The sequence below is a fragment of the Acidovorax sp. DMC1 genome (assembly GCF_056314325.1).
In genome coordinates this window covers 94,091-116,604 of sequence record NZ_JBQUYO010000004.1, presented here as the reverse complement: position 1 = coordinate 116,604, position 22,514 = coordinate 94,091, and the positions used below count along the sequence as shown (strand labels likewise).

The following is a 22,514-nucleotide window of genomic DNA, read 5'->3' as shown; positions in this document are numbered from 1 at the left end:
GGTTTGCCACCGGGCAGGAGGTCTGAACCATGGACCGCCTGCAAGCCATGAAAATTTTCGAGCGCGTGGTGGAAGAGGGCGGCTTTGCTGCCGCTGCCCGCGCCATGGACATGTCGCCCCCCGTGGTCACCCGCATGGTGGCCGAGCTGGAGCAGCACCTGGGCACGCGCCTGCTGCAACGCACCACCCGCAAGCTGGCGCTGACCGACGCGGGAGAGTCGTACCTGCAGCGGGTGCGCGCCATCCTGCACGAGATCGATGATGCCGAGGCCGCTGCCGCTGCCAGCACGCGCGATCTACGCGGCACCATCCGCATCGTGGCGGCGCCGGTGCTGGCCACCAACTTTCTGGCCCCCATGGTGGCGGTGTGGCATGCCTACTATCCCAAGCTCATGCTCGACATCAGCATGGACGCCTATGCCTCCAGCCGTGTGGATGAGTTCGACGTGACCATCATGGTGGCGGGCGAGGACTTTGATGCCAACATCGTCGCGCGTCCTCTGGTGCAGGGTGAGGCGATTGTGGTGGCGTCCCCCGATTACCTGGAGCGCCGGGGCATTCCGCGCGAGCCGCAAGACCTGATTCACCACGACTACCTGCGCGACTCGAGCGCGCCCGTGCGCCTGCAGTCAGGGCCTGGCCGCAAGCTGCGCCTGCAGTCGCTGCGGGCGGATGTGCCAGACGAAGAGGTGGACGCACCGGCGGTGCTGCAGTCCGTCAGTACCGAGCTGCTGATGCGTGCCGCTGTGGACGGGGCGGGCGTGGCTGTCACGTCGCGCCTGCTGGCCGAGGAGCACCTGGCCCGGGGCGAGCTGGTGCACATCTTGCCGGGCTGGATCTTTTCGCGTTACACGATCTACGCAGCGTTGCCCTCGGGCCGCATGCTGCCCGCGCGCACGCGGGTGTTTCTGGACTTCCTGACCGAACATGTGCCCCGCGCCATGGCGGAAAAGTCCGGCCAGCTCAGTTGAGCTGTGCGAACCCGCTGATGATCGTGCCCTCGGGCTCGACCATCACCTGCCCATCAGGCATGGCAAAGCTGTTCTGCCGCCAGGCCTCGAACACGGTGACCGCCACGGCGTTGGACAAATTGAGGCTGCGCTGACCGGGCACCATGGGCAGGCGCAGGCGCTGCGCTGGTGGGAAGCTCTCGCGCAACTCGGGGGGCAGCCCCCGCGTTTCCGCGCCAAACACCAGCCAGTCGCCGGGCAGAAAGCAGGTGGAGTGCACGGGTTGCGAGCCGTGGGTGGTCATCGCAAACATCCGGGTCGGGTCCGGCTGGGTGTCCCGCAGAAAGGCCGTCCAGCCTGCATGGACCTGCACGCTGGCATATTCGTGGTAATCCAGCCCTGCACGACGCATCTGGCGGTCTTCCATCGAGAACCCCAGGGGCTCGATCAGGTGCAGCGAGCACCCGGTGTTGGCCGCCAGGCGAATCACATTGCCGGTGTTGGGCGGAATCTCGGGTTCGACGAGGACGATATGGAACATGACCGCCATTGTCATCGTTGGACCTGTGAGTTGAGCAACCGCTCGTAATCAAAAGTATCCCTTTAGTACCTGTTCGGTGTTCGTTCGGTGCCGGTTCGGTACCTGTCTGGCGCTTTTCAGTCAAGCCCCGTGCGCGCCAGCACAGTGGCCGTGACATGCGCGACACCTGCCTCGCGCAGTGCCAAGGTGGCTGCATGCAGGGTGGCGCCCGTGGTCATCACGTCATCGATCAGTACCACCCGCTGGCCACGCAGGCTGGCTGCGCGGGCGGGCTCTACGGCGAAGGCGCCGCGGAGATTGCGCAGCCGCTGCACCCGGGGCAGGCCGCTTTGGACTTCGGTGGCATGCAGTCGCAGTAGGGTGTGGCAGTCCGCCTTGGTGCCAGCCAGTTGCCTTGCCAGAAGGGCCGACTGGTTGAAGCCCCGCTCGCGCAGGCGCTCGGTGGACAGGGGGACTGCCAGTACCCGGTCGGCCGCCTCCAGTGCCGGCTCCATCCAGGGCGTGCTGCGCATCAGGGTGGCCAAGGCCCTGGCCCATCCCGGGTCGCCCCTGAACTTGAACTGCGCCAGAGCGTCGGCCCATGGGTACGCGTAGTCCACGGCGGCAATGCAGGCGTCGAAGCTGGGCGGGTTCTGCAGGCAGGCGCCGCACACGGCAACCCCTGCGGGCACCCGCAGCGCGCAGCGCTGGCAACGCGTGGCAGGCTGGGCAAACCGCATCACACACGCATTGCAGACACGCTGCGACGGCCAGGCGTGGCACACGGCGCACTGGCTAGGCACTTTGTCCACCCAGGCGTGGAGGCGGCGTGAAATCCCTGGCAAACCCAAAAAGAGCATGAATCAATATACTCGCGCGTCCTTCTGCCCCGCCCATGTCCTCCGAGCGTCCCCCCACCATTGATCCTGTTGCCGCAGCCCGCTGGCATGCTGCGGCCCCGGCCGCGTCCCCCTGGCTGCACGAAGAGGTGGCGCGCCGCATGGAGGACCGGTTGCAGTGGATTCGCCAGGCACCCGCCTCCTGGTGCCATTGGGACCCAGTGCGTGGGGGTCTGCAGGCGCATGCCCTGGTGAGTGCTCGCTACCCGCAGGCGCGTTGCCAGGTGTATGAGACCAGCGCGCATTGCGAACCTGTGGCGAGGCAGGCATTGGCCAAGCCCTGGTGGAACCCCGCCCGCTGGGGTGCAGGGGCCTTGCAAGTCGGGCCGCCAGCCGATGCCAGCGTACAGATGTTGTGGTCCAACATGGCGCTGCACATGGCGGCCGACCCGCAAGACCTGATCGGCCGCTGGCACCGCGCCCTGGCGGTGGACGGCTATCTGATGTTCTCGTGTCTCGGACCGGACACCCTCCGTGAGCTGCACGGCGTGTACGCCGCCATGGGGTGGCCGCCCGCGGGCCATGCATTCACCGACATGCACGACTGGGGAGACATGCTGGTGCACGCCGGTTTTGCAGAGCCGGTGATGGATATGGAACGCATCACGCTTACCTTTGCCACGCCCGAGCGGCTGGTTCAAGAGCTGCGCGAGCTGGGTGCGAATTTGCATCCTGATCGCTTTCCCTCATTGCGCGGACGGCGCTGGCGCGACAAGCTCTACCAAGTGCTGTCCGAGCGTCTGGCCGATCCGGGCCAGAAAGGTCAGTTGGCACTGACTTTTGAAATCATCTATGGCCATGCCTTCAAGCCTGCACCCCGGGTGCGCGTCAGTTCAAGCAGTGCGGTGTCGCTGCAGGACATGCGCGCCATGTTGCGCAAGGGCGGCACTGAGAACTAACCTGTAACGGCGTGTCAATGACTTGGAACAAGGCACGCTACAATTCTTGGTTATTGAGATTTCGGGCATCTTCCCGCGCAATTTGGCAGGCTGTGCCTGTTGTGCCCAAGGCGCAACGTGTGCTGCAGCCGGCAGTCTTGTGAGCACTCACGGTGACGGGCTTGGTTTTTCGTTTTGCCACGGTGTCGGGTCAGCGCATTGACTGGCGTCTGGTTCGCAATTGTTCGGTCACGCCGACGCAATTGGGCTGGATGTATCTGTCGCTGTGTGTGGTGTCCCTGGGAATCGCGACATTCTTCTGGATGCTCGGCGCCCACCTGGTGATGCCCTTCGCCTGGCTCGAAATCGTGGCAGTAGGGATTGCATTCGCCATGTACGGTCGCCATGCGGCAGATGGCGAGAGGATTTCATTGCAGGGCTCACGCCTTGTAGTGGAGCTGGAGACAGCAGGCAGGCTGGAGCGCGCGGAGTTTGACCGGAGCCGGGTTCGCGTAGAGCCCAAGACGGGAGACCATTCGCTGATCACGCTGTCTGCACAGGGCCGTTCGGTGGAGGTGGGGCGCTATGTGCGCCCAGAGCTCCGGCCGGCCTTGGCATCGGAGATCCGCATGGCCTTGCGCGCTGCCTGACCCCACGCAGGCGCGCGAAAGGGATTGGTTAAATTGAGGCTTAGAAGTAAGTGAGAACTATGAAGAGCATTTCCAACAAGCTGGCTTCTCTGCTGCTGATTGCCGGTGCATGGGTGGGCTCCGCAGCCCATGCCGTTCAGGACCTGCCTGGCGGCCCTGCAGTCAACCAGCTGAACCTGGCGCCGCCCGTCACCAAGATTGCAGAAGAGCAGCATTTTCTGCACTGGATGATGCTGATCATCTGCACGGTGATCTTTGTTGCAGTGTTCTCCGTGATGTTCTACTCGATCTGGAAGCATCGCCGCTCCAAGGGCGCGAAGGCGGCTAACTTCCACGAGTCGGTGACGGTTGAAGTGGTGTGGACCATTGTTCCGTTCATCATCGTGATCCTCATGGCCTTGCCCGCCACCAAGGTGCTGGTCGCCCAGAAGGACACCACCAACGCCGACCTCACGATCAAGACCACGGGCTACCAGTGGAAGTGGGGCTATGACTACATCACCGGCGAAGGCGAAGGCCTCGCCTTCATCTCCACGCTGGACAGCAGCCACCGTGTGATGTCTGACAGCGGCAACGTCAAGGACGCCCCCGCCAACTACCTGCTCAAGGTGGACAACCCCATGGTGGTGCCGGTCAACAAGAAGATCCGCATCATCACCACGGCCAACGACGTGATCCACGCCTTCATGGTGCCTGCCTTCGGCATCAAGCAGGACGCTATCCCTGGTTTCGTGCGTGACACCTGGTTCCGCGCCGAGAAGATCGGCGACTACTACGGGCAGTGCGCAGAACTGTGCGGCAAGGAACACGCCTACATGCCCATCCACGTGAAGGTGGTGTCCGCCGAGGACTACACCGCCTGGGTGGCCGAACAGAAGAAGAAGGCCGCAGCCAAGCTGGACGACCCCACGAAGGTGTGGGCCCTGGACGACATCCTCAAGCGCGGCGAGAAGGTGTATGCGGCCAATTGCGCTGCCTGCCACCAGGCCAACGGCAAGGGCGCCGGCCCCATCAAGCCACTCGACGGCGCTGCCGTGGTGCTGGATGCCGACCATGCCAAGCAGATCCAGGTCTTGCTCAAGGGCCAGAACAATGGCGCCATGCCTGCATGGGCGCAGCTGAGCGACACCGACATCGCCGCCGTGGTCACCTACACCAAGAACAACTGGTCCAACAAGACCGGCCAGCTGGTGCAGCCTGCTGAAGTTCTGGCCCTGCGTGGCAAGTAATCATCGCCCCATCGTATTGAGGAATTCACCATGAGCGCAGTACTCGACAACCACGGGCACGCTGGCGACCACGCACACGACGGCCACGACCACCATGGCCCCACCGGCTGGCGCCGCTGGGTGTTCGCCACCAACCACAAAGACATCGGTACGCTGTACCTGCTGTTCTCGTTCACCATGCTGATGGTCGGGGGCATCCTGGCCCTGCTGATCCGCGCCGAGCTGTTCCAGCCCGGCCTGCAACTGGTGAACCCTGAGCTGTTCAACCAGCTCACCACCATGCACGGCCTCATCATGGTGTTCGGCGCCATCATGCCGGCCTTCGTGGGTTTTGCGAACTGGATGATCCCGCTGCAGATCGGCGCCTCCGACATGGCCTTTGCGCGCATGAACAACTTCAGCTTCTGGCTGATGATTCCTGCTGCACTGATGCTGGTCAGCTCGTTCTTCATGCCCGGTGGCGCTCCCGCTGCCGGCTGGACGCTGTACGCACCGTTGACGTTGCAAATGGGTCCTTCCATGGATGCCGGCATCTTCGCGATGCACATCCTGGGTGCTTCGTCCATCATGGGCTCGATCAACATCATCGTGACCATCCTGAACATGCGCGCCCCTGGCATGACGCTGATGAAGATGCCCATGTTCGCCTGGACCTGGCTCATCACCGCCTATCTGCTGATTGCCGTGATGCCCGTGCTGGCTGGCGCGATCACCATGACGCTGACGGACCGTCACTTCGGCACCAGCTTCTTCAACCCCGCCGGCGGCGGTGACCCGGTGATGTACCAGCACATCTTCTGGTTCTTCGGTCACCCCGAGGTGTACATCATGATCTTGCCGGCTTTCGGCATCATCAGCCAGATCGTGCCTGCGTTCAGCCGCAAGAAGCTGTTCGGCTATGCCTCCATGGTGTACGCCACTTCGTCCATCGCCATTCTGTCGTTCATCGTGTGGGCCCACCATATGTTCACGACCGGCATGCCTGTGACTGGCCAGCTGTTCTTCATGTACGCCACGATGCTGATCTCCGTGCCCACGGCCGTGAAGATCTTCAACTGGATCGCCACCATGTGGCGCGGTTCGATGACGTTTGAAACCCCCATGCTGTTTGCCGTGGGCTTCATCTTCGTGTTCACCATGGGTGGTTTCACCGGCCTGATCCTGGCCATGGCCCCCATCGACATCCAGCTGCAAGACACCTACTACGTGGTGGCCCACTTCCACTACGTGCTCGTGGCCGGTTCGCTGTTCTCCATGTTTGCTGGCGTGTACTACTGGCTGCCCAAGTGGACCGGCGTGATGTATTCCGAAACTCGTGGTCAGATCCACTTCTGGGGCTCGCTGATCACGTTCAACATCACCTTCTTCCCGATGCACTTCCTGGGTCTGGCTGGCATGCCCCGTCGTTATGCCGACTACCCCATGCAGTTCGCTGACTTCAACGCGATTGCCTCGGTGGGCGCGTTTGGCTTCGGTCTGATGCAGGTGTATTTCTTCCTGGCCGTGGTGTTGCCAGCCATGCGTGGCAATGGCGCCAAGGCCCCTGCCAAGCCATGGGACGGTGCCGAGGGTCTGGAGTGGGAAGTTCCTTCCCCCGCGCCTTTCCACACGTTTGAGAATCCTCCCAAGCTGGACGCCACGGCAACCCGAGTGATTGGCTGAACACCATGTCCATGACCCCAGAGCAAAAGAAGAACAACCTGCGGTTGGCGCTGATCCTGGCGTCCGTGGCGGCGGTGTTCTTTGTCGGGTTCATGGTCAAGGTGGTGTTGCTGTCCCGCTGAGCCACCGGCCGACTCTATGAGCCTGCACCGCGAAAACGCCAAGATGGTCGGCAAGCTGGTCGTTATTGCGGCCGGCATGTTCGCCTTCGGCTACGTGCTGATCCCCATCTACAAGCACATCTGTGAGATGACGGGTATCAATATCCTGTCGCTGTCGGAGCGGCAGGTGCCGGGCAACGGTGTGGCCGGTAAGGACGTGCGCGTACCCGCCAACACCCAGGTGGACAAGTCGCGCACCATCACGGTGGAGTTCGACGCGAACTCGCGCGGACCTTGGGACTTCAAGCCGGCGCAGCGTTCCGTGCAGGTGCACCCTGGTGAGCTGACGACGGTGATGTACGAGTTCCAGAACGTGCAGAACCGCCGCATGGCCGCCCAGGCGATTCCCAGTTACGCGCCCCGGCAGGCCGCTGCGCACTTCAACAAGCTGGAATGCTTTTGCTTCAATCAGTACACCCTGGAGCCCGGTGAAAAGAAAACCTGGCCCGTGGCGTTCGTGATTGATCCGAAATTGTCCAAAGACGTCACCACGATCACGCTGTCGTACACCTTCTTTGAAGTGGGTGGCAAGACACCCGCAGCCCCCGAATCAACGGCTGCAGCCGTGATGCCGGGTGCCAATGCGGCGGCCTTGCAAGGAGCGGGCTCATGAGCGCGCCGCGCGGGCCATCCGCAGACGTGAAGCCGTCGCAACGCAAAGGCTCATTGCTGCGCACGGTGCGCGCGGTGGCATGGTCGCTGATTGGCTTGCGCAAAGGCAGCGAGTACCAGCAAGATGTCGAAAAACTCAACCCGATCCACATCATCGTGGTGGGATTGATGGCAGTTTTTTTGTTGGTCATGGGCCTGATCGGGCTGGTGAACTGGGTCGTGTGAGTGCGTTGGCTGGTTTGTGCGAACAAATACTGAAAACAAAGATTTTGAGAATCAGGAGCTGAAATGAGTGCATCAACCCATGGCGGAACCCCGTACTACTATGTGCCCGCCGAGTCCCGCCACCCGGTGATGGCCGCGGCCGGTCTGTTCTTTGTGATCCTCGGCGCTGGCCAGTGGATCAATGGTCACGACTGGGGCAAATATTCGCTGGCCGTGGGGCTGGTGTGGTGGCTGTTCACGCTGTACCAGTGGTTTGGCGACGCAGTGCGCGAGAGCGAAGGCGGCCTGTACGGTCACAAGATCGACCTGTCGTATCGCTGGAGCATGAGCTGGTTCATCTTCTCCGAGGTGATGTTCTTTGGAGCGTTCTTCACCGCCCTGTGGTGGGCGCGCTCGCACTCGGTGCCTGCGCTGGGCAGCCTGGACAACGCGCTGCTGTGGCCTGACTTCAAGGCCGTCTGGCCCAGCATGGCTGCAGGTGTCACGGCATCGCCCGCCGGCATCATCGAACCCTTCCAGACCGTAGGCCCCTTCTGGCTGCCCACGATCAACACCGCGCTGCTGTTGACCTCGGGCGTGACGCTGACCATTGCCCACCACGCCCTGCGTGAAAACCAACGTGGCAAGACCATCGGCTTCATGTGGGCCACGGTGCTGCTGGGCTTCGTGTTCCTGCTGGTGCAGGGTTACGAGTACTACCACCTCTACACCGACCTGAACCTCAAGCTCAGTTCGGGTGTGTTTGGTTCCACGTTCTTTATGCTCACCGGGTTCCACGGCTTCCACGTGTTCCTGGGTATGCTGATGCTGCTGGTGATCACGCTGCGCCTGCAAAAGGGCCACTTTACGGCCGACAAGCACTTTGGCTTTGAAGGTGCTGCCTGGTACTGGCACTTTGTGGACGTGGTGTGGCTGGGCCTGTACGTGCTGGTCTACTGGATGTAAGCCAGGTCCGGACGCCATCAAAAAAAGCGCCTCGCGGCGCTTTTTTTGTTCTACCGCTCGGTGGTGCGGGTCAGTAGTGGCCTGTGATGGGCGCAGGTTCTCCGGTTGGTGTGTCAAGCCCCAGGGTCAACGGGTGGCGGGCAGCCCGGTGGGCTGGATGTATCCCAGCTGCCAGGCCACCAGAATGCACAAGAACAGCACGATGGACAGCCCCACACGCACCGCCAGCGCCTTGGCCATGTGGTTGCCCTTGCTCTTGTCGTCGCGTCCGTTGCGCATCATGAAGAACAGGGCGGATGCCAGGCTGGCCAAAATGGCGATGAACGCCAGCACTACGAGGTATTTCATGGAGCGCATTATCCTGTGACCCCCCTTCGCCGTCCTGCGGGCCTGCGTTTTTGGCTCATTACCCTGGCTGCCGTGGTGGGCATGCTGGTCACCGCCTCTTTGGGGCGTTGGCAATTGTCGCGAGCCGCCCAGAAAGAGTCGCTGCAGGCGATGCTGGATACGCGGGCCAGCCAGCCAGCCATAGACGGGCGTACGCTGACAGACGCGGCTAGCGCGACTCCCGAGGCGCAACAAGCCCTCGTACACCGTGCTGTGGTGCTGCAGGGGCGCTGGCTGCCTGAACACACGGTGTATCTGGACAACAGGCAGATGCAGGGGCGCCCTGGGTTTTTTGTGCTCACACCACTGCAACTTCCTGGCGATGGCGCTGGGGTGGTGCTTGTGCAACGGGGATGGGTGGCTCGCAATTTCCAGGACCGCACCCAACTGCCTTCCGTGACCACGCCGGCGGATACCGAGGTACGCATTCAAGGCCGTGTGGCCTTGTCGCCCTCGCGGCTGTACGAGTTCCAAGGGGGCGATAGTGCACAGGGGTCTTCCCGCATCCGGCAAAATCTGGACTTGGCAGCGTTCCGCACCGAAACCGGTCTGGCGCTCGCCCCCCTCACGGTGTTGCAGACGGGCCCAGTGGGCGACGCGGGCGATGGCCTGCTGCGCGACTGGCCTGTGGTCGGCGCAGGTGTCGAAAAACACTACGGTTACGCATTTCAATGGTTCGGGCTCTGCGGCCTGCTAGCACTCCTTTATGTCTGGTTCCAAATCGTCCGACGGTTCATTCGCCCGCGCAGCCAGCCTGCCGCCTGAGGCGCGTGCGGAGCACCCGCTGGGGTTGACCGTACACACCTTGCCTGAGGCGGGGGAGGCGGTCGCCACCGCACAACGTGCGCGCCATGGGCGCTGGAAGATGCTGGGCGTGCTGCTGATCTGCGCCGCGCCGGTGGTCGCCTCGTACTTCACCTACTACGTGATCCGCCCGGAGGGGCGGCGCGTTTATGGCGAGCTGATCAACCCCCAGCGCACCGTGCCTGCGCTCACCGCCTCCGCGCTCAATGGCGCGGCCACGCGGCTGGAGTCGCTCAAAGGCCAATGGCTGCTGGTGAGTGTGGCCGGAGGCGATTGCGATCCGGCCTGCCAGAAGCACCTGTACCTGCAGCGCCAGCTGCGCGAGAGCCTGGGCAAGGAAAAAGACCGGGTGGACTGGGTCTGGCTGATCAACGACAACGCCCTGCCACCCGCTGCCCTCACGCCCGCCCTGCAGCAAGCCACTGTCTTGCGGGTCGATCCCAGCGCCCTCAAGGCCTGGCTGGAGCCAGTCCCGGGCCAGCAACTGGCAGACCACCTCTACGTGGTGGACCCGATGGGTAACTGGATGATGCGTTTTCCGGCGGCCATGGACACCAGCGGCGCCGCCAAGGCCAAGCGGGACCTGGAGCGCCTGCTGCGTGCTTCTTCTTCGTGGGACGAGCCGGGGCGGCCGGTCAAGCCATGACCGATACCCAACCGCTGTACGACCTGGCCCCAGTGCTCGAGCTGATGCTGCTCGGCCTGGTGATCGCGCTGGGGCCGCTGGTCTGGGTGTGGGCGCGCAACCGGGGCAGCACGCCCATGCGGCGCCTGCAGGCGCTCACGGTGCTCACGCTGTTCCTCACGTTTGATTTGGTGCTGTTCGGCGCCTTCACACGCCTGACCGATTCGGGCCTGGGTTGTCCCGACTGGCCCGGCTGTTATGGCAGCGCCAGCCCGGTGGGTGCCCGCGCCGAGATTGCGGCCGCCCAGGAAGCCATGCCGACCGGCCCCGTGACGCACGGCAAGGCCTGGATCGAGATGATCCACCGTTACTTGGCGACGGGGGTGGGGGTGCTGATCATTGTGATCACTGTGTCGTCCTGGGTACAGCAACGGCGTGCCCGGCGCGATGGCGGACAGCAGGCGCCGCCGCTCAGCCCCTGGTGGCCCACGGTGACCTTGTTGTGGGTGTGCCTGCAGGGTGCGTTCGGCGCACTCACGGTGACTATGAAGCTCTTTCCCGCCATCGTCACCCTGCATCTGATCGGTGGTCTGGTGCTGCTGGCCCTGTTGTGTGTGCAGGCCGTGCGCCATACCCACAGCGCTCAGGGGCGCTCACCGGTGGCCTTGTCCCCCGTACTGCGCTGGGGGCTGGTACTAACGGCCCTGCTGCTGGCCCTGCAAGTCGTGCTGGGCGGCTGGGTCAGCACCAACTATGCGGTGCTGGCATGCACCACCTTCCCCACCTGCCAGGGCAGCTGGTGGCCCGCCATGGACTTTGCGCAGGGCTTCCAGATCTGGCGCAAGCTGGGCCTGCTGCAAGACGGCAGCCACATCAGCTTTGCAGCGCTCACCGCCATTCATTACGTGCACCGCCTGATGGCCTATGTGGTGCTGCTGGCACTGGGCCTGGTGGCCTGGCGCTTCCATCGCAATGGCGTGTTGCCTACGCAGGCCCGGTGGATTGGCGGTCTGGCCTTGCTGCAGCTGGTGACGGGTTTGTCCAACGTGGTGCTGGACTGGCCCCTGGTGGCCGCGGTGTTGCATACCGGCGGCGCCGCTGCCCTGGTGGTGGTGCTGACCTGGGCCCTGGTGTCCAGCCGCGCGGCACCTGCGCCCCAAGAGTTTTCCGCGCCCACGGGCGCATCGAGAGTATCTGCATGAGTGTTGCCCCCTCCGCCGTTGCTGCGCCGCCCTCGCGGTTCCAGCAGTTTTATGCGCTGACCAAGCCCCGCGTGGTGCAGCTCATCGTCTTTTGTGCGCTGATTGGCATGGTGCTGGCCGTGCCCGGCCTGCCCAACGCTGCGCAACTGGCCCACATGGCGCTGGCGTGCCTGGGCGTGTGGCTGGTGGCCGGTGCTGCGGCCGCGTTCAATTGCATCGTCGAGCAGGGTATCGACGCCAAGATGAAGCGCACCGCTTGGCGTCCGACGGCCAAGGGCGAGCTGTCCAATGCGCAGACGCTGCTGTTCTCAGCCGTACTCTGTGCCGTAGGTTCCGCGCTGCTGTACGTCTGGATCAACCCGCTGACCATGTGGCTCACCTTCGCCACCTTTGTGGGCTATGCGGTGGTCTACACCGTGATTCTCAAACCCCTCACGCCCCAGAATATCGTGATCGGCGGCGCCTCCGGGGCCATGCCACCGGTGCTGGGCTGGGCGGCCATGACCAACGATGTGGGGCCCGAGGCGCTTATCCTCTTCCTCATCATCTTTTTGTGGACGCCGCCGCACTTCTGGGCACTAGCCCTGTACCGGGTGGAGGACTACCGCAAGTCCGGCCTGCCCATGCTGCCCGTCACGCACGGCAACGAGTTCACGCGGTTGCAGGTGTTCCTGTACACGCTGATCCTGCTGGCCGGGTGCATGATGCCGTTCATCTATGGCATGAGTTCCTGGATCTATCTGGCTGCCGCCGTGCTCCTCAGCCTCGGTTTTTGCGGGTACGCGTTCGCGCTGTGGCGCAATTATTCGGACGCTCTGGCCCGTAAGACCTTCCGCTTTTCCCTCATCCACCTGAGCGTGCTGTTTGCGGCACTGCTGGTGGACCACTACGTGCTGTGATGACCTCCATGCAGAAACGAAATGCTCTTCAATTGATAGCTGCTAGCGCACTGTCTCTCTGCGCTACAGGCCTCCTGGGCGCATGTTCCGAGAAAAAGGCCGAATTCCGGGGTGTGGACGTCACCGGCGCTGAATACGCCCGCGACATTCCCCTGACCGACCACAACGGCCAACCCCGCCACATCAAGGACTTTGCCGGCAAGGTGGTGGTGGTGTTCTTTGGCTACACCCAGTGCCCCGACGTGTGCCCCACGTCGATGCAGGAGCTGGCCGAGGTTAAGCAGATGCTGGGCAAGGACGGCGACCGCCTGCAGGGTATTTTTGTGACCGTAGACCCGGAGCGCGACACGCCCGAGGTGCTCAAGGCCTACATGGCCAATTTCGATCCAAGCTTCCTGGCGCTGTATGGCACGCCCGAGCAGCTGGCTGCCGTGGCCAAGGACTTCAAGATTTACTACAAAAAGGTCGATGGCAAGACGCCCACCAGCTACACCATGGACCACTCGGCGGGCAGCTACGTGTACGACCCTGCAGGCCGCCTGCGGGTCTACAACCGCTACGGCAGCGGCGCGCAGGCCCTGGCGGCCGATGTGAAGGTGTTGTTGGCCGAGGCCGGGGGCTAAGCCCCAGCCTCTGGGTGACCCGTGGCCTGTGCCAGGCCGCCGTGTCGCGGGCCGCTGTGCGGCCCCGCATGAGCTGGCGCCCTAGGGCCTTATTCGGCCTTGATACCGCGCATCGCAATCACGCCGCCCAGCAGATTGGTGTCGGCCTTGATGCGGTTGGCCAGGCCTTCAGGCGACGAGCCCACCGTCTGCCACCCTTGCTGGAACAGCTTGCTGCGCACATCCTCGCTGCGGGCGATCTCGCTGAGCAGCGCGGCCAGCTTGGCCTGGATGGGTTTGGGCATGGTGGAGGGCGCTGCGAAGGCGTTCCAGATCTCCAGGTTGAAGTTGCTGATGCCAGCCTCGGCCAGGCTCGGCACATCGGGGGCCAGCGGGCTGCGTCCGGACGAGGTCACACCGATCGCGCGCAGCTTGCCTGCACGCACCTGGGCCTGGGCCAGCGCCGGGGGCAGCAGCGCCATCTGCAACTGGCCGCCCAGCATCGCGTTGGCCACCTGCGGATAGCCGGGGTAGGGCACATGCACGGGGTTGATGTTGCTGCGTGCCTTGAGCAGTTCGGTGCCGATGTGACCCACCGTGCCCACGCCCGGCGTGCCATAGCTCCACTTGTCCCCCCCGTTGCGTGCGGCCACGAAGAAGTCCCGCGCCGTGCCGTTGGCGGCCACGCCAGGCTGGTTGACGGGTGCGGTCAGGATCAGCGGCGAGGTGCCGATCAGGCTCAACGGTGCCAGGTCCTTGATCGGGTCATACGGAACGGCCGGGTTCAGCAGCTTGGCAATCGTCATGTTGCCGTTGATCATCAGGCCGATGGTGTGGTCGTCACGGGCCTTGGCTACTGCGTCGGCGCCAATGTTGCCGCCTGCACCCACCTTGTTGTCCACGATCACGGGTTGGCCCAGGGCCTTGGACAGGGGCTCCGAGAACGTGCGCGCCGTCAGGTCAGGTGACGAACCGGCCGGAAAGCCCACGATGATCTTTAGCGGCTTGGTCGGCCAAGCCAGTGGTGCGGGCGCCGTAGCAGCAGCCTTGACGTTGTTCTGCGCCAGCGCCCAGGGGGATGCGGCAGCCAGGGCGATCAACAGCGAAGCACGACGGGAAACACGGCCGGTAAGGGCGGGACGTGAGGGCATGGGGTGCAATCTCCTTGAAGAATATTCGGGGGCCCAAACGACGCGGGGCCCCAGAACTGGGGCCCCGCGAGGCAACTTCTGCAGCCGGGGATATTAACCCCGCTGCCCGGCCCGGTCAGGCGTATTCGGCCAGGGCCTTTTTCATCTTCTTCATGGCGGCCACTTCGATCTGGCGAATACGCTCGGCGCTCACGCCGTACACGGCGGCCAGGTCGTGCAGCGTCATGCCGCCGCTGCCATCGTCGTTGACCTTGAGCCAGCGCTCTTCCACGATGCGGCGGCTGCGGTCGTCCAGGCTGGCCAGGGCGTTGGCAATGCCGTCGGTGGCCAGCGCGTCGCGCTGGCGCGACTCGATCATGGCCGTGGGTTCGTGCGATGCATCGGCCAGGTAGGCAATGGGGCCAAACGCCTGCTCGCCGTCATCGGCCGGGGCCGGGTCCAGCAGCACATCACCACCCGCCATGCGAGTTTCCATTTCGATGACTTCTTCGCGCTTCACGTTGAGCTGTGCGGCAACGGCGTCGATCTCATGGTCCGACAGGGTGTCACGGTGCGTGGCAACATCAGCGGCCGACGCGTCGGCCTTGAAGCCCTGCTTCATGGAGCGCAAGTTGAAGAACAGCTTGCGCTGTGCCTTGGTGGTGGCCACCTTGACCATGCGCCAGTTCTTCAGGATGTATTCGTGGATCTCGGCCTTGATCCAGTGCATGGCGTAGCTCACCAGGCGCACACCCTGGTCGGGGTCAAAGCGCTTGACAGCCTTCATCAGGCCCACATTGCCTTCCTGGATCAGGTCGCCATGGGGCAGGCCGTACCCCAGGTACTGGCGTGCAATCGAGACCACCAGACGCAGGTGCGACATCACCAGCCGGCCGGCGGCGTCCAGATCGTTGTTGTCCTTGAGTTGGCGTGCGTAGGTCTGCTCTTCTTCGTGCGTGAGCAGGGGCAGTCGGTTGACAGCCGAAATATAGGCGTCCAGGTTGCCCAAGGGGGGCACCAGCGCCCAGGGATTGGCGGGTGCCAGAGACATCGTCGCGGTTCCAGATTGAATGTTCATTCCGGGAATCCTTTCCTCTAAGCCATCATATTAGCACTCTCTCTGATTGAGTGCTAAGCACGGAGTTCCCGTCGGGTTGCTCATTGATACCGTTTGATATTTTCTGAGTCAAATCGGCATCAAGTGTTAGTGGAGAATGCCTTTGAAGCTATCAAAAGCATAGTAATCCACTCTCCATGAGTCGCCTTCAAACGGTCAGGTCCACCTGCTGCACCGTGCCCACGCTGCCGTCTTCCCGCAGATAGGCGCTGGTGGAGCGCACGGTGCCCAGGCTGGCGTTGTCGGCGGTGCGCAGGGCAAAGGGGGTGGCAACGGCGTGGGTGGAGAGGGCGCCCACGCCCACGTCGGCCAGGGTGCGCAGGTTCCCAGCCCCATCGGCGCCATCCGCCGATGGGGTCCACACCTGCAGTTGCTGAAAGACCGGGTCGGCCTCGTCAATCCAGCCGTTGCCGTCGCTGTCATAGACGGCCAGCTCGGCAAAGCCGTTGCCGGTGCCGGGGCCGAACAGCTCCCGGCCGTTGTCGATGCGGCCGTTGTGGTTCAGGTCCAGGGCCAGGTAGCCCCGGTTGCCTGCGAGCAGGGGCACGTTGTCGGTCTGGCCGTCACTGTCCAGGTCAAACGCGAAGCGCAGGTCCTGCAACTGCGCGGCCGAGCCGTCGAAGTTGATGACCAGCGGGTCGACCGCTGCGGCGTCTCCAAGGCGCAGGCTGAAGGACGATGCCTGGCGGTAGCTACGCTGCATGTCCAGCTGCAGGCTGAAGCGGATTTCCTGCCCATCGGCAGTGCGCACCATGCCCTGGGCGGTGAATTGGGTGCTTTCGGTTTCTACGACCACCTCGCGCTGCTCCACCAGCAGGCCCCACACGGAACGCGGGCGACCTGCCTCGGCCGCAGGCGTGGTGGCCGGGCGGCTCGCGGGCAAGGAGGGTGGGGACGGTACGGGTTCCGTCTGGCCGGTGTACACCCGCACCTGTACGCCCGTCATGCGGGCAATCAGGTCGCGGATCATGGCCAGCTGGGGTGTCAGTCCTTCGTCCGGGCTGCTGTCTGTATCGGTGGCCATCGCCGCGTCGGCTTCCCGGGTAGCGCGGGCCAGGCGCGCGGCGCTGGAGATATGGACGGCGGGGGGCGGTCGGGTGAGTCCCGGGGCGCTGGCGGGGCGGCGATCGCCCACCCAGGCCTCCATGCGGCTGCTTTGGGTGTGCACGCGGCTGGCCACATGCTGGGCCTGCATCTGCAGGGTGGACGATTCAATCTTCATGGGACACCTCCACGGTTTCCACGCAGAGATATCGACGCCACAACACAGGAACTTGAACGGCGCCTGGCCCGTTTCCATTCGTCGCTGGTGCCCCCTGGCGGGCGTGGTCGCGTCTCAGCCTCCCTATACGCCCTGCCGCACCCGGTTTTCAAAGTCTTCCAGCGTGAGCGGGCGGCCAAACAAGTAGCCCTGAAAGGCCTGGCAGCCGTGCGCCAGCAGAAACTGATGGTGGGCGGTGGTTTCCACCCCTTCGGCGATGACGGACAGGCCCAGGCTGCCGGCCAGCGCGATGATGGAGCGGGCGATGGCCGCGTCGCTGGCGTCCAGCAGCACGTCGCGCACAAAGCCCTGGTCGATCTTGATCTGGTCGAGCGGCAGGCGCTTGAGGTAGCTGAGCGACGAGTACCCCGTGCCGAAGTCGTCCAGCGAAAACCCCAGGCCATGGGCCTTGAGGGCGCGCATGGTGGCGATCACGCTGTCCACGTTGTCCAGCAGCAGGCTTTCGGTCAGCTCCAGCTTGATCTGTGCGGGGTTGGCGCCGGTCTGCCGCACCAGGGCCAGCACCTGGGCCACAAAGTCGTCCTGCAAGAACTGGCGCGCGCTCACGTTGATGGCCAGGCTCAGGTGCGCAAACAGCGGGTCTTGCTGCCAGCGGGCTTGCTGGCGCAGGGCGGTTTCCATGACCCATTGGCCCAGCGGCAGGATCAGGCCCGACTCCTCGGCCAGCGGGATGAACTCTGACGGTGGCACCATGCCCTGCACCGGGTGCTGCCAGCGCACCAGGGCCTCTGCGCCGGTCACCCGCCCCTGGCTGTCCACCTGCGGCTGGTACAGCAGCAGGAACTGCGAGCGTCGCAGGCCGTTGTGCAGCTCCGTCTCCAGCAGGGCACGGCGATTCACGGACTCTTGCATTTCGGGATCAAAAAAGCGCAGCGTGTTGCGTCCGGCATCCTTGGCGCGGTACATGGCCATGTCGGCCTGCTTGAGCACCTCGTCGACCGAGTCGCGCTGGTGGGTGAGCAGCGTCACGCCAATGCTGGCTGTGAAGTGGTGCTCGTGCCCCGCCAGCTCGTACGGCTGGCGCAACTGCGCCAGGATCAGCTCGCCCAGCGTGCGCGCCTGCGCGGCGGCCTCGGGGGCGTCGCTGCTCAGGTTCTGCAGCACCACCACAAACTCGTCGCCCCCCAGGCGGGCCACGGTGTCCTGCTCGCGCACGCAGCTGCGCAGGTGCTGGGCCACGTCCTTGAGCAGCAGGTCGCCCACCTCGTGCCCCCGGGTATCGTTCAGGGTCTTGAAGTTGTCCAGGTCCACAAACAGCACGGCCGTGGTCAGGCCTGATCGGGCACCGTTGACCAGCACCTGCTGCAGCCGGTCCACCAGCAGGCGGCGGTTGGGCAACTGGGTGAGCGCGTCGTAAAACGCCAGATAGCGGGCCTCGTCCTCGGCGGCCTTGCGGCCTGAGATGTCGATGTCGATGCAGAACATCTCGGGCGGGTGGCCTGGTACCTGGATGTAGGCATGGCTGGAGAACACGTGCACCGGCGTGCCGTCTTTGCGCTGCAGCTGCAGCTCGCCCGCCGGGATCACCTCGCCGGTGGCGAACATGTGCTGCATGTGCGCCCGCACATCGTTGCGCATGGGCGGGGGGATGATGAGGTCGAGCAGATTGGCACCGATGGCCTCCTCGGCGGTGTAGCCGTACAGCTGTTCGGACGCCTGGTTCCAGTAGCTGGTGGTGCCGTCCTGCAGGTAGCCCTGTACCGAGATGGACGGAATATTGCGCAGCAGCGAGCGAAAACGCAGTTCCGACTCGCGCAGCGCACTTTCTGCCTGCTTGCGCTTGGTGATGTCGCGGGCCAGAAACACCACGGCCGCCTGGCCGCCCACCTGCACGCCCAGGGGCTGGGTGCGCCCCTCAAACTGGCGCAGCCCTGACAGGATCTGCATTTCATATTCCACGCTGTGGGTCTGGCCAGACTGCAGCGTGTCCCGGATGAGCTGCATGAACCGTTCGGCCTGCTCGGCGGGCAGCACGTCGTGCAGCCGCTGGCCCACCAGCACCGGGGCGCTGGCCACTAGGGCGGAGTCGTTGGGGGACAGCACCTCGACATACCGGCCCTGGGCATCCAGCACCAGCAGCACATCTGGGATGGCCTGGGTGATGGCATGCAGGCGCGCGGCCGTGCCCGTCAGCGCCCGCTCGGTGGCCATGCGCTGCTCCACGTCGTGCAGCAACAGGCCCAGCACCACGGTGGCGGGGGTGAAGGTCAGCAGATAGGGCAGGGCCAGCGTCTGGTTGATGCGCTGCACGGCCTCGGGGGGCAGCAGCTGGAACAGCGCGATCACCGCCGTGTGCAGCAGCAGCCCGAACAGTGCCAGAGTAACGGGCTCCACACCCAGCCGCCCCCGGGCGCGGCCCACGCGGTACACCAGCCCCATGGCGGTGCACAGCCCGATCACCATCAGCCCCACCTCGGCCCCGGCGCCCCCCAGCCACAGGCGGCCGGTGGCCGCCATCAGCGCCGCAATGCCCGCTACCAGCGGGCCGCCAAACAGGCCGGCCATGCTCAGCACCACCGAGCGTGCGTCAAAGATCACGCCTGGCATCAGCACCACCGGGGTGAGCATGCCCACTACGCAGATGCCGCCGAAGATCAGTCCCGAAAAGACCTGGCCCACCCACGGGTGCTGGCGCCAGACGCGGATATTGAACCCGTGCAGAAAGCACAGCGCCAGTAGCAGCGCAACGCCTTTGACCAGCTCAATGAACATGGGCCTCCGTGCTTTCCAAGGGGAAAGCCCATGATGGAGGAAACGTTGCGATCCGTAAACGTGTAAATGGCCCCGGATGGGGCCATTTCTAAGGGGAAGGTTGTGTTGCTGAGGCTCAGCTCAGCAAGGCCTGGGCAAATTCGCGGGCGTTGAAGGTTTCCAGGTCTTCGAGCTTTTCGCCCACACCGATGAAGTACACCGGGATGGGGCGCTCCTGCGCGATGGCGGCCAGCACGCCGCCCTTGGCCGTGCCGTCGAGCTTGGTGACGATCAGGCCGGTGAGCTGCAGCGCGTCGTCAAACGCGCGCACCTGGGCCAGGGCGTTCTGGCCGGTGTTGCCGTCAATCACCAGCAGCACCTCGTGCGGGGCCGTGGCGTCGGCCTTGGTGACCACGCGGCGGATCTTCTTCAGCTCTTCCATCAGGTGCAGCTGCGTGGGCAGGCGGCCGGCAGTGTCCACTAGCACCACATCCTTGCCGCGCGCCTTGCCAGCGGTCACGGCATCAAAGCTCACGGCAGCGGGGTCACCGCCTTCCTGGCTCACGATCTCGACCGTGTTGCGGTCAGCCCACACACCGAGCTGCTCGCGCGCAGCGGCACGGAAGGTGTCGGCGGCGGCCAGCAGCACGGCGGCACCTTCGTCTGCCAGATGTTTGGTGAGCTTGCCGATGGAGGTGGTCTTGCCCGCACCGTTCACGCCGGCCACCATGATCACGGTGGGGGTGTGCTCGCCAATCACCAGGGCTTTTTCGAGCGGGCGCAGCAGGTCGGCCAGTGCATCGGCCAGCAGGCCCTTGACGGCCGCAGGGTCGGTGGTCTTGCTGTCTTTCACGCGGCGCTTGAGGTCCGCCAACAGGTGCGTGGTGGCCTTCACACCGGTGTCGGCCATCAGCAGAGCCTCTTCCAGCTCTTCATACAGCGCGTCGTCAATCTGGGTGCCGGTGAAGACGGTGGCAATGCTGCTGCCGGTCTTGCGCAGGCCCGCCTTGAGGCGGTCGAGCCAGCCTTTGCGCTCGGGCGCCGGGGCAGGGGGGGCAGCCGACACGGCGGGTGCGGCCACGGGCGCAGGCGGTGGCGTGATGGGCGCGGGCGGGGTCACCGGCGCGGGTGCGGCAACGGGAACCGGGGGCGCGACGGGGGGGAATGCTGGGCTTGCGGCGACTGGACCAGCGGCCGGTATGGTGACTGCAGGCGCGGCAGGGGGCGGTGTGACGATCGGCGCCACCGGTGGCATCGCCACGGGCGCCGGAGCGGGCTCGATGGCGGGCGCGGGTGCGGCGGGGTGCGGCGCAGCGGGCTCGGGGGCTTTGCTGCCAAACGGGTTGCGCAGCCAGCCAAAACCGGCCGGGGCGGGCGCCGCCACGGGCGCGGGTGCGACCGGCGCAGGGGCGGTAGGGGTCGCCACGGGCGGCGTGGCGGGTGGGGTCGGCGCTACGGGCGCCTCCACGGCGGGCGCCGGCGCGCCTACCGGCTGGGCCGGGACGGGCGCATCGGTGGGGGCGGGCGAGGGAGCGGGCTTTTTCTTGAAAAAACTGAACATTGGCGGGTTCTTAGAATCTCCCCATTCTATGAAACGCGCTTTCACCCTTCTGGGCCTGCTGGCCTGCCTCTCGTCCGGGGCTGCCTTTGCTGCCACCACCCCGGTGTCTCAACCCTCCAGCGCGCCGTCTGCCACGGCTTCGGGCGCGCAGCAGTTCACCCTCAAGAATGGCATGCAGCTCATCGTGCAGCCCGACCGCCGCGCGCCGACGGCGGTGCACATGGTCTGGGTGCGTGTGGGCTCGATGGACGAGGTGGACGGCACCTCGGGCGTGGCCCATGCGCTGGAGCACATGATGTTCAAGGGCACCAAGACCTTGCCGCCGGGCGAGTTCTCGCGCCGCGTGGCGGCGCTGGGCGGGCGGGAGAACGCATTCACCAGCCGCGACTACACCGGCTACTACCAGCAGATCCCGTCCAACCGGCTGGAGGACGTGATGAAGCTCGAATCGGACCGGTTTGCCAACAACCACTGGCCAGACGAGGAGTTCAAGAAAGAGATCGAGGTCGTCAAGGAAGAGCGCCGCCTGCGCACCGAAGACCAGCCCCGCGCCATGCTGGCCGAGCAGTTGTTTGCTGCCACCTTCAACGCGTCGCCCTACCGCCGCCCCATCGTGGGCTGGATGAGCGACCTGGACGCGATGACGCCCGACGACGTGCGCGCCTTTCACCGCCAGTGGTACACCCCGACCAACGCCGCCGTCGTGGTGGCAGGTGATGTGGATGTGGCCCAGGTGCGTGCGCTGGCCGAGAAGTATTACGGCAGCCTGCCCGTGCACGCGCTGCCTGCGCGCAAGCCGCGTACCGAGCCCGAGCAGAAGGGCCTGCGCCGCATCGCCGTCAAAGCCCCGGCCGAGCAGGCCTACGTGGCCCTGGCCTTCCGCGCGCCCAGCCTGGACCGCGTGGACAACCTCACCGACGAAGACCGCGACGCCCTCGCGCTGATGGTGCTGTCGGCCGTGTTCAACGGCTACGACGGCGCCCGGCTGGACCGCGCACTGACACAGGGCCCCAATCGCGTGGCCGACAGCGCCAGCAGCTCCGCCATGGTGACGGGGCGCGGCCCCAGCCTGTTCATGCTCAGCGGCGTGCCCGCTGCGGGCAAGACCGCCCAGCAGGTCGAAGACGCGCTGCGCGCCGAGGTGACCCGGGTGGCGAAGGAGGGGGTGAGCGAGGCCGAGCTGAACCGCGTCAAGACGCAATGGATCGCCTCCACCGTGTACGAGCGCGACTCGGTGATGAGCCAGGCGCAGGAGCTGGGCGGCAACTGGGTGCAGGGCTTTCCGCTGGACGCCAACGAGCGCCTGCTGGCCCTGCTGCGCACCGTGACCCCGGCGCAGGTGCAGGCCGTGGCCGCCAAGTATTTTGGCGACGACCAGCTCACCGTGGCCACGCTGCTGCCCCAGCCGCTGGATGCCCCCCGCGCCCGCCCCCAGTTGCCTGCGGGTGCTGTCATCCGCTGAACCCGCCCTGCGGAAACTGCC

Annotated in this window: 23 protein-coding genes; 15 read left to right on the top strand and 8 right to left on the bottom strand. The window is 65.0% G+C overall.

The features are described from left to right. The first annotated feature begins 29 nt into the window (after positions 1-29). Positions 30-971 carry a LysR family transcriptional regulator gene (locus ACT531_RS10625; RefSeq protein ID WP_056746814.1) on the top strand — a complete coding sequence of 314 codons (942 nt, stop codon included), beginning with the start codon at positions 30-32 and terminating at the stop codon, positions 969-971. Here ACT531_RS10625 and ACT531_RS10620 read toward each other — a convergent pair. Further along, on the bottom strand, positions 964-1,491 hold the full coding sequence (locus ACT531_RS10620; RefSeq protein ID WP_015015510.1) for a tRNA (cytidine(34)-2'-O)-methyltransferase: 528 nt from the start codon (positions 1,489-1,491) through the stop codon (positions 964-966). The genes ACT531_RS10625 and ACT531_RS10620 overlap by 8 nt on opposite strands. 116 nt (positions 1,492-1,607) lie before the next feature. Continuing rightward, complete coding sequence (locus tag ACT531_RS10615; RefSeq protein WP_476017397.1) at positions 1,608-2,330, bottom strand: ComF family protein; 723 nt, start codon at positions 2,328-2,330, stop codon at positions 1,608-1,610. Positions 2,331-2,365: 35 nt separating this feature from the next. Between ACT531_RS10615 and ACT531_RS10610 the strand changes: the two genes are divergently transcribed. The 8 genes from ACT531_RS10610 to ACT531_RS10575 all read left to right on the top strand — a co-directional run bounded on the left by ACT531_RS10610 (position 2,366) and on the right by ACT531_RS10575 (position 8,731). Further along, entirely contained in the window at positions 2,366-3,268 is a 903-nt protein-coding gene (locus ACT531_RS10610) for a methyltransferase domain-containing protein (protein ID WP_476017396.1), read from the top strand. Between the two features lie 152 nt (positions 3,269-3,420). Then, entirely contained in the window at positions 3,421-3,897 is a 477-nt protein-coding gene (locus tag ACT531_RS10605; protein ID WP_056066007.1) for a DUF2244 domain-containing protein, read from the top strand. A gap of 59 nt (positions 3,898-3,956) precedes the next feature. Next, positions 3,957-5,126 (top strand): cytochrome c oxidase subunit II, encoded by a 1,170-nt coding sequence (gene coxB, locus ACT531_RS10600; RefSeq protein ID WP_015015506.1) that lies wholly within the window; start codon positions 3,957-3,959, stop codon positions 5,124-5,126. Positions 5,127-5,156: 30 nt separating this feature from the next. Beyond that, positions 5,157-6,788 carry a cytochrome c oxidase subunit I gene (ctaD, locus tag ACT531_RS10595; protein ID WP_015015505.1) on the top strand — a complete coding sequence of 544 codons (1,632 nt, stop codon included), beginning with the start codon at positions 5,157-5,159 and terminating at the stop codon, positions 6,786-6,788. A gap of 11 nt (positions 6,789-6,799) precedes the next feature. After that, positions 6,800-6,910: a cytochrome oxidase small assembly protein gene (locus ACT531_RS10590; RefSeq protein ID WP_209819187.1), complete on the top strand. Its 111-nt coding sequence runs from the start codon at positions 6,800-6,802 to the stop codon at positions 6,908-6,910. A 16-nt stretch (positions 6,911-6,926) separates the two neighbouring features. Next, positions 6,927-7,562 (top strand): cytochrome c oxidase assembly protein, encoded by a 636-nt coding sequence (locus tag ACT531_RS10585; protein ID WP_422847585.1) that lies wholly within the window; start codon positions 6,927-6,929, stop codon positions 7,560-7,562. Continuing rightward, entirely contained in the window at positions 7,559-7,786 is a 228-nt protein-coding gene (locus ACT531_RS10580) for a DUF2970 domain-containing protein (protein ID WP_422847584.1), read from the top strand. The genes ACT531_RS10585 and ACT531_RS10580 overlap by 4 nt, the downstream gene beginning before the upstream one ends. A 63-nt stretch (positions 7,787-7,849) precedes the next feature. Then, positions 7,850-8,731 (top strand): cytochrome c oxidase subunit 3, encoded by an 882-nt coding sequence (locus tag ACT531_RS10575; protein WP_015015501.1) that lies wholly within the window; start codon positions 7,850-7,852, stop codon positions 8,729-8,731. A 126-nt stretch (positions 8,732-8,857) separates the two neighbouring features. Here ACT531_RS10575 and ACT531_RS10570 read toward each other — a convergent pair whose 3' ends face one another. Further along, positions 8,858-9,079, bottom strand: coding sequence for a twin transmembrane helix small protein (locus ACT531_RS10570; protein ID WP_015015500.1), 222 nt, complete (start codon positions 9,077-9,079; stop codon positions 8,858-8,860). A gap of 15 nt (positions 9,080-9,094) precedes the next feature. Between ACT531_RS10570 and ACT531_RS10565 the strand changes: the two genes are divergently transcribed. From ACT531_RS10565 to ACT531_RS10545, 5 genes are read left to right on the top strand one after another with little or no spacing between them, the layout of a single operon-like run. After that, the gene (locus ACT531_RS10565) at positions 9,095-9,883 is read left to right on the top strand and encodes an SURF1 family protein (RefSeq protein ID WP_476017395.1); all 789 of its coding nucleotides are present in this window, start codon (positions 9,095-9,097) and stop codon (positions 9,881-9,883) included. Continuing rightward, positions 9,825-10,568 (top strand): SCO family protein, encoded by a 744-nt coding sequence (locus tag ACT531_RS10560; RefSeq protein ID WP_476017394.1) that lies wholly within the window; start codon positions 9,825-9,827, stop codon positions 10,566-10,568. Before ACT531_RS10565 ends, ACT531_RS10560 begins: the two co-directional genes overlap by 59 nt. Beyond that, the gene (locus tag ACT531_RS10555; RefSeq protein ID WP_476017393.1) at positions 10,565-11,749 is read left to right on the top strand and encodes a COX15/CtaA family protein; all 1,185 of its coding nucleotides are present in this window, start codon (positions 10,565-10,567) and stop codon (positions 11,747-11,749) included. The genes ACT531_RS10560 and ACT531_RS10555 overlap by 4 nt, the downstream gene beginning before the upstream one ends. Further along, complete coding sequence (cyoE, locus tag ACT531_RS10550; protein ID WP_422847580.1) at positions 11,746-12,648, top strand: heme o synthase; 903 nt, start codon at positions 11,746-11,748, stop codon at positions 12,646-12,648. The genes ACT531_RS10555 and cyoE overlap by 4 nt, the downstream gene beginning before the upstream one ends. Before the next feature lie 8 nt (positions 12,649-12,656). Further along, positions 12,657-13,271, top strand: coding sequence for an SCO family protein (locus tag ACT531_RS10545; RefSeq protein ID WP_476017392.1), 615 nt, complete (start codon positions 12,657-12,659; stop codon positions 13,269-13,271). Positions 13,272-13,360: 89 nt separating this feature from the next. On the opposite strand, the gene ACT531_RS10540 is transcribed toward ACT531_RS10545, so the two are convergent. The 5 genes from ACT531_RS10540 to ftsY all read right to left on the bottom strand — a co-directional run bounded on the left by ACT531_RS10540 (position 13,361) and on the right by ftsY (position 21,031). Beyond that, entirely contained in the window at positions 13,361-14,401 is a 1,041-nt protein-coding gene (locus ACT531_RS10540; protein ID WP_476017391.1) for a Bug family tripartite tricarboxylate transporter substrate binding protein, read from the bottom strand. 115 nt (positions 14,402-14,516) lie between these two features. Further along, positions 14,517-15,458 (bottom strand): RNA polymerase sigma factor RpoH, encoded by a 942-nt coding sequence (gene rpoH, locus ACT531_RS10535; protein ID WP_043565643.1) that lies wholly within the window; start codon positions 15,456-15,458, stop codon positions 14,517-14,519. A 187-nt stretch (positions 15,459-15,645) separates the two neighbouring features. Continuing rightward, positions 15,646-16,719, bottom strand: a complete 1,074-nt coding sequence (locus ACT531_RS10530) for an FG-GAP repeat domain-containing protein (protein WP_476017390.1) — start codon at positions 16,717-16,719, stop codon at positions 15,646-15,648. A 123-nt stretch (positions 16,720-16,842) separates the two neighbouring features. Then, the gene (locus ACT531_RS10525; protein WP_476017389.1) at positions 16,843-19,491 is read right to left on the bottom strand and encodes an EAL domain-containing protein; all 2,649 of its coding nucleotides are present in this window, start codon (positions 19,489-19,491) and stop codon (positions 16,843-16,845) included. 115 nt (positions 19,492-19,606) lie between these two features. Then, a complete protein-coding gene (gene ftsY / locus ACT531_RS10520) occupies positions 19,607-21,031 on the bottom strand; it encodes a signal recognition particle-docking protein FtsY (protein WP_476017388.1) in 1,425 nt (474 codons plus the stop codon). Positions 21,032-21,059: 28 nt separating this feature from the next. Here ftsY and ACT531_RS10515 point away from each other — a divergent pair, with 28 nt between their 5' ends. Next, positions 21,060-22,493, top strand: coding sequence for a M16 family metallopeptidase (locus ACT531_RS10515; RefSeq protein WP_209818391.1), 1,434 nt, complete (start codon positions 21,060-21,062; stop codon positions 22,491-22,493). Positions 22,494-22,514 lie beyond the last annotated feature (21 nt).

Coding starts and splice junctions, on each gene's coding strand:
- rpoH (WP_043565643.1), bottom strand. CDS start 15,458: ATGAACATTCAATCTGGAACCGCGACGATGTCTCTGGCACCCGCCAAT.
- ACT531_RS10615 (WP_476017397.1), bottom strand. CDS start 2,330: ATGCTCTTTTTGGGTTTGCCAGGGATTTCACGCCGCCTCCACGCCTGG.
- ACT531_RS10575 (WP_015015501.1), top strand. CDS start 7,850: ATGAGTGCATCAACCCATGGCGGAACCCCGTACTACTATGTGCCCGCC.
- ACT531_RS10590 (WP_209819187.1), top strand. CDS start 6,800: ATGACCCCAGAGCAAAAGAAGAACAACCTGCGGTTGGCGCTGATCCTG.
- ACT531_RS10610 (WP_476017396.1), top strand. CDS start 2,366: ATGTCCTCCGAGCGTCCCCCCACCATTGATCCTGTTGCCGCAGCCCGC.
- coxB (WP_015015506.1), top strand. CDS start 3,957: ATGAAGAGCATTTCCAACAAGCTGGCTTCTCTGCTGCTGATTGCCGGT.
- ACT531_RS10620 (WP_015015510.1), bottom strand. CDS start 1,491: ATGTTCCATATCGTCCTCGTCGAACCCGAGATTCCGCCCAACACCGGC.
- ACT531_RS10525 (WP_476017389.1), bottom strand. CDS start 19,491: ATGTTCATTGAGCTGGTCAAAGGCGTTGCGCTGCTACTGGCGCTGTGC.
- ACT531_RS10555 (WP_476017393.1), top strand. CDS start 10,565: ATGACCGATACCCAACCGCTGTACGACCTGGCCCCAGTGCTCGAGCTG.
- ACT531_RS10530 (WP_476017390.1), bottom strand. CDS start 16,719: ATGAAGATTGAATCGTCCACCCTGCAGATGCAGGCCCAGCATGTGGCC.
- cyoE (WP_422847580.1), top strand. CDS start 11,746: ATGAGTGTTGCCCCCTCCGCCGTTGCTGCGCCGCCCTCGCGGTTCCAG.
- ACT531_RS10585 (WP_422847585.1), top strand. CDS start 6,927: ATGAGCCTGCACCGCGAAAACGCCAAGATGGTCGGCAAGCTGGTCGTT.
- ctaD (WP_015015505.1), top strand. CDS start 5,157: ATGAGCGCAGTACTCGACAACCACGGGCACGCTGGCGACCACGCACAC.
- ACT531_RS10580 (WP_422847584.1), top strand. CDS start 7,559: ATGAGCGCGCCGCGCGGGCCATCCGCAGACGTGAAGCCGTCGCAACGC.
- ACT531_RS10515 (WP_209818391.1), top strand. CDS start 21,060: ATGAAACGCGCTTTCACCCTTCTGGGCCTGCTGGCCTGCCTCTCGTCC.
- ftsY (WP_476017388.1), bottom strand. CDS start 21,031: ATGTTCAGTTTTTTCAAGAAAAAGCCCGCTCCCTCGCCCGCCCCCACC.
- ACT531_RS10540 (WP_476017391.1), bottom strand. CDS start 14,401: ATGCCCTCACGTCCCGCCCTTACCGGCCGTGTTTCCCGTCGTGCTTCG.
- ACT531_RS10545 (WP_476017392.1), top strand. CDS start 12,657: ATGCAGAAACGAAATGCTCTTCAATTGATAGCTGCTAGCGCACTGTCT.
- ACT531_RS10570 (WP_015015500.1), bottom strand. CDS start 9,079: ATGAAATACCTCGTAGTGCTGGCGTTCATCGCCATTTTGGCCAGCCTG.
- ACT531_RS10560 (WP_476017394.1), top strand. CDS start 9,825: ATGTCTGGTTCCAAATCGTCCGACGGTTCATTCGCCCGCGCAGCCAGC.
- ACT531_RS10625 (WP_056746814.1), top strand. CDS start 30: ATGGACCGCCTGCAAGCCATGAAAATTTTCGAGCGCGTGGTGGAAGAG.